The organism is Bacillus cereus group sp. BfR-BA-01355, assembly GCF_022663675.1.
Lineage (GTDB): Bacteria > Bacillota > Bacilli > Bacillales > Bacillaceae_G > Bacillus_A > Bacillus_A thuringiensis_S.
Genome location: NZ_JAKUFY010000185.1, coordinates 1 through 5,749, shown reverse-complemented (window position 1 = coordinate 5,749; position 5,749 = coordinate 1). Strand labels below are relative to the sequence as shown.

The following is a 5,749-nucleotide window of genomic DNA, read 5'->3' as shown; positions in this document are numbered from 1 at the left end:
TCAACGCAAAACTATTTGGTAGATCTACATTTAAGTTAATAGAATGTAACAACTAGCAAACCAGCGCATGCTATATTTTATTACCAATTACTTTTATTAACTTTTTAAGGGGTTTAAGCCATAAACGCCCATTAGAATAACTAGTATCTCTAAGTCTAAATGGTAGTTTCTATCTCTGATCAACATGACATTAACAATTAGGATGATCCGTCCTTAGTTTGAATAGATTTTGTTAATGTTATATTAATCTCATAGCGATTTCTTATTTCATGTCAATGTTATCTTTATGGATATTCAAAGTATACTTATCTAATTTGGGTTAACATGTCAATCTCATCATCTTATTTATGATTTTATTAATATATGCAAGCGTGTACTAGAGATCAGATATCTACAAAAACACATCATCAGGGTTATTCTAAATCAAACTTTAGTATCTTAAAAACTTCCTCAAAATTCCCCATAAAATTCTTCGTTTACGATTCACATTTCATGTTAAAAGGTAATCTTTTTAGAGCAACATGTAAACATAGGGTTAATATGTCTATTATAGTTAACAAAACATTAACAATATGCGCTTGTGTGTTGTTAGAAGGTTGTTTTAGTGTTAATTTCATGTCAATGTCGTATTTTATATCAATGTTAATTCACGGGCTCAGTTTGTTCTTAAATACTGATAAAGATCGTTTTGTTGATACTGACTACATAAATTTCTATCATGACATGCAATATACAGCTTAAATTGTACATTCTATACTAAATTAATATACATAAGTAGATCCGTAGCAAGTAAATAGGGGGTAGGAACGAACCTCTTCGAAGTATTATGATTGTGCTCCTATATCCTTAAATACCATTTTGTTTATTGAACAATACTAAATCTACATTAATATTATTTACTTTTTACTAGTTTTTATACGTGATAATTACATTTTGGACGTTACTATGTGTATTTTCCGTTATATACCTGGATTATATCCTTATAACTTATTTACAAAATAGCTTTATTTCCTTATCATTAATATTAAGTAGCCTAATTTGTTAATCTCATAGCAACTATCAGTAGTGCTACTAACATAATAAATATATTCCCATTAACAAAAGATTACCAATTATATATTTCAAATTGGTAATAAAGTTACTAATTCAACCGAATTTCATACTAAACGTTAATGTTTTGTTAACAAGTATATATTTACATGTTAATTTCATATTTCATGTAATTCACTGGATTGGTAGGGATTTTTACCAATATTATCGAAATACTAGCTAACATGTTAATTTCAGCTCACATGTTAATTATAATTGGTTGTTTATGAGTTGATTTTTGAGGAGGTAGTTACAATGATTGAGCAAAAAAATGAAAAACAAGACCATCAAATTAACGATGATGATATATTAGATGATAATGTTTTCGAAAAAGCATGGCGGATAACAGAATTCTCAAAACTAGTAGGACGTCATCATAATACAGTTTATAATTGGTTCAATATCCTAGAAGAAAAGGGACTTCATGAAACTTTAAGAACTCAAAATACAAATGAAAAACTCTATAATGCTTTAGACCTTGAAATTGCTCTATTTATAAAGCAGAAAAGGGATGAGAAATGGTCTTTAGATGCAATTATTGACCTTTTACCACACCAGTTTGATTTAAGACCAGTGTCACCAGAACATCAAACAAATGAGGTATCCACTGAATTAAACCTTCAAGCTACTGCAGAAATTATTGAAAAAATGGTAACTAAACAGTTAGAAGAAAAAATAAAACATATTGAATCTCATTATGAAGAGAAGGTACAGAGTATATTAAAGCATTTACCACAACCAGAAGATGTAGAAACGTTAAAATTACGCCAACGCCAAGATAGGCTTGATAATTTTATTATTGAGCATAGAGCACGCCAAGAATTAAGAAAACAAGCAGAGAGCTTATGGAATAATAAACCTGAGGAAGAGCGTACTAGAAAAGCAGGCTGGTTTAAAAAAGAGGAAGATTTGAGTAAAAAACAACTCTTCATAGAGCAGTACATACAAGATAATATTATTGAGCATATAAAATCTCTTATGAATTCAGTAGAATAATAAAAAAGTCTGGAACTTAGTCCAGACTTTTTTATTATTTTGTAGTACCAAACATTTTATCTGGATCTAAAAAATCTGCTAGATCTTCATCTTCATTTGCTCCAGCATTATTATTTTCTTCGTCACTACCCATATCGATAAAATCTCCAAATGCAAAACCTAAATCCTCATCCTCATCTATACTTTCAATCGTACTAATTTGAGACTTTTTATACTGAATTTGGCTTTGTCTTTCTTTAAACTCATTAAATTCTTCAACTAAACCTTTAGATAATCTCGATGGTAATGCATCAGTTTTATAGAACGTATATACACTTCCTAAGAAATCATTCTTACTCACCAAATATCCATTAAAGACTGTGCCATTTATAGGTAAATTATTTGAAACTTCTACCTTAGCGTCATCCATAAAGGAATCATTAATATTCTTTTGCTCATCTAGGATAGCAAGCATACCAAAATGATGTACTTTTGATGCTTCAACTGAACCATCATCGTTCTTCTTCATCAAATCAATTGGGGGATGGAAAGAGCTCCCTCTTAATGATTCTTGAAACATTTCTATAATTGCATGGCTATTTTCTATTTGATTCATATTACGTGAAACCTTATTAATTACTAAACAGCCCGTTTTCTCAAGTAAAATACGTTTAAAGTCTTGAGAATCCAGTATTACAGATGTACCAGATCCATTAGCAGCGGTATTTAACTCATGAATAATTTCACTAATACGTTGATTTGCATAATCTCGTGAATTAGCGACACCTTTTTTCTCATTTTCATTTAATTCCTTAAATTCATCGTAAAAATGCTGGTTATCAGCAAATACTACAAATGCTACACCTTTTGATTTATCATTTGCTAATTTCCAAATTTCCTGTGAAAATTTATTTACTTGTCGTAATACATCAGGCCCATCCGCTCGGACGGGAAGAGTTACAACAATCCCCATTTTAATAAAGTCTTTGCGCTCAATAGCATTTTCAAAGGCTATTCTTGCAAACTTTGCCTGATTCGCCTTAATTTCAGCCATTGGATATAGCTGCGCAACCTTTTGTAATTCTTGTCTGATTACTGGCTTGTTATGAAAAGCCGAAAATTCTTCAATGGCCTTAATGATTGTAGAAGTTCCAGTTCCTCCACCTAAACCTGCAAAAAATAAAACAAGTTCATCCGTAGGTCTTACACGTTCAGTAATAAATTCTTTTAGCTTTTCTTTTGCTTCCTCATTTGAATCAAGGACTTTTACTGCACGCTCAGGGTTCTTACCTAAACCACCTAATTTTAGTGAAACTTGATTACTTTTTGGTACATTTTTTAATTCAGCTAGATCTCCATCATTACTATTTAGTGCTAAGCAATTATATACTGCTGTGCCATCTGTATGTGTATATTCCGCAAATTTATCTACCATTCTAGTACCAGCTTGACCAAAACCGATCATCGTCATTTTAACTGCCACTTCATTCTTTAAGAAGTTTTTTGCCATTATTTTATCTCTCCTTATTTATCTTTTTTCTTTTTCCTAACTCAATCAGTACTTGTTGCCCTCTATAAGTTGAGATCAAAAATTTATATGGGTGCATGGTTTTTTCATAGATTAAAGACATTGATGATAGCGTACTCACACTTATTTCAGCTGAACGTCTAGATATATTCGTACGTTCAACCTCTAATGAATAGGATTTTCCCTTTTTTTTCTTTACTCTCCTATCAATAACTACATTTTCCACTATTTCATTAATAGATATGCCCCTCATGTACTTCGTCTCTTGAAATTGTTTATTTACTATGTTTCCTATGTATAGAAATACACTATAGAGTATCTCATCTTGTTCAAGTATATCAGCAAACATGTTTACTACTTCATCTGTAAACTTGATTGTTTGATATTTTTCACTTAAAACTTCGTTCAAGTTGTCCCCCCCTTAAAACATTGGTTAATTATTCCTAGAAATATAGTACATCATTACACGTCGTATATCAAGTCATTATAAATAAAACTTATATAAAGGTCTTATATATAAGACTTATAAAAATAAAATTGGAATTAACCTATATATTATAAGGGTTTAGATGTACGACGTATATATAATGCGTATACATGTTATATCAATCTTAAATTTCATGTGATTTACATTTCAACAAAGATCATTAAAAAATCTAGATTAAAATTTCAAAAAAACGATTAAAAACCGCCTATTTTTTCAATATGAAAATTCAAGAAAAACTTATACATCGTATATATAAGTTTTATATATACGATGTATAAAAAAATGCTTTTATATCAATATTAAAACAAAAATCTTCTTATCCAATTAACATAAAAGTTGTATATAAGACTCTTATATACAACTTTTATATAAAACGTATTTATACAGCTTACATAATCCAACTTCACTTTCCGTAATTTTCTAACATCCTATATTGGTCGTGTGTATTTATATTACTAGGGAGATTTCAAGACGTTTTTATAGCAATTCACACTAAGGTTTGCTTTATTAACTAGCTGTTTTAACAGGATTTATTACTTATAAGACCGCTCATTGTTAATGTTATGTTAATGCACTGTTCTTCACTTAGTACTTGTTAGTTCACATTATTATATATGTTATAAGAAAAATTACCCTCTGTTCCTCATTTGAATTCAATTCCTTGTCAATTTCATTCATTCCTTGAAAACCAGTAGAAGAGGTTGTTAATTTCATATAAACAGCATCAATACCCTCAATATTCAACATATTAAAAAGAGAATACTAAGATAAATCAACTGTGACATTCTAAAAGTAGTGGGCTAACAATCACATCACTACTATGAAAAAGAAACATTTCTTCAAACTAGATTATTAAAAGTGAGATCTCATCTTATTAACATCAAAGTGATACTTACATTACAATAAAAACTTTTGTAATGTAGTAAGAATGATGATAGCAATTATAACCTTACATAAAATTAACAATCGGTTAATTTTACCATTTCAGTTAGGATTACTCCTTTTCAACGAAGCAAAAGGGGAAGTAGTTCAAGTGACTAAAACCTATATGTTAAGTACCTGTAGATATATCTCTAACTTATTTTTGATTTGGTAGAAACAATTAATAATATTTGTCTAAGTGAATTTATCATTTTAGCCAAGAAGACTTCTTCCTCAAGGAGCGTGAAGGGTCACAGTCCAGTGAGTAGGTGGGAGATGAATTGGCTTCGAACAAGGGATGGCAGGAAGCCATCTTAATTGTTCGACATATAGAAAGTATTACTCTACCGCTTATCGAATGTATGTTTGGTGTATAATAGTCATATACCGAAATGGAGGTGAATCAAATAATGATTAATAAAGCCTATAAGTTTCGTATCTATCCAAATCAAGCACAAGCAATTCTAATCAACAAAACGATAGGTTGTTCTCGCTTTGTATTCAATCATTTTCTATCCCTATGGGATCACGCATACAAAGAAACTGGGAAAGGTTTAACATATGGTACATGCTCTGCCAAACTTCCTGCTATGAAGAAAGAGTTTGTTTGGCTAAAAGAAGTGGATAGTATTGCGATTCAGTCGTCTGTTCGCAACCTTGCGGATGCGTATACACGCTTTTTCAAAAAACAAAACAGCGCACCGCGCTTTAAATCTAAGAAGAACAACGTACAATCTTATACCACAAAA

4 protein-coding genes are annotated in these 5,749 nt (G+C 30.4%); 2 read left to right on the top strand and 2 right to left on the bottom strand.

Annotated features, from left to right (window positions below; translation table 11 throughout):
- Positions 1 to 1,344 precede the first annotated feature (1,344 nt).
- Positions 1,345 to 2,085 carry a MerR family transcriptional regulator gene (locus tag MR167_RS29995; RefSeq protein ID WP_065230078.1) on the top strand — a complete coding sequence of 247 codons (741 nt, stop codon included), beginning with the start codon at positions 1,345 to 1,347 and terminating at the stop codon, positions 2,083 to 2,085.
- 34 nt (positions 2,086 to 2,119) lie between these two features.
- Here MR167_RS29995 and MR167_RS29990 read toward each other — a convergent pair whose 3' ends face one another.
- Together MR167_RS29990 and MR167_RS29985 are read right to left on the bottom strand one after the other, a co-directional pair.
- Positions 2,120 to 3,574, bottom strand: a complete 1,455-nt coding sequence (locus MR167_RS29990) for an FtsZ/tubulin family protein (protein WP_001097011.1) — start codon at positions 3,572 to 3,574, stop codon at positions 2,120 to 2,122.
- 4 nt (positions 3,575 to 3,578) lie between these two features.
- On the bottom strand, positions 3,579 to 4,001 hold the full coding sequence (locus MR167_RS29985; protein WP_065230077.1) for a hypothetical protein: 423 nt from the start codon (positions 3,999 to 4,001) through the stop codon (positions 3,579 to 3,581).
- 1,406 nt (positions 4,002 to 5,407) lie between these two features.
- Here MR167_RS29985 and MR167_RS29980 point away from each other — a divergent pair.
- Positions 5,408 to 5,749: helix-turn-helix domain-containing protein (locus MR167_RS29980; RefSeq protein ID WP_242316128.1), on the top strand; the 342-nt coding region annotated here is incomplete at its 3' end.

Coding starts and splice junctions, on each gene's coding strand:
- MR167_RS29995 (WP_065230078.1), top strand. CDS start 1,345: ATGATTGAGCAAAAAAATGAAAAACAAGACCATCAAATTAACGATGAT.
- MR167_RS29990 (WP_001097011.1), bottom strand. CDS start 3,574: ATGGCAAAAAACTTCTTAAAGAATGAAGTGGCAGTTAAAATGACGATG.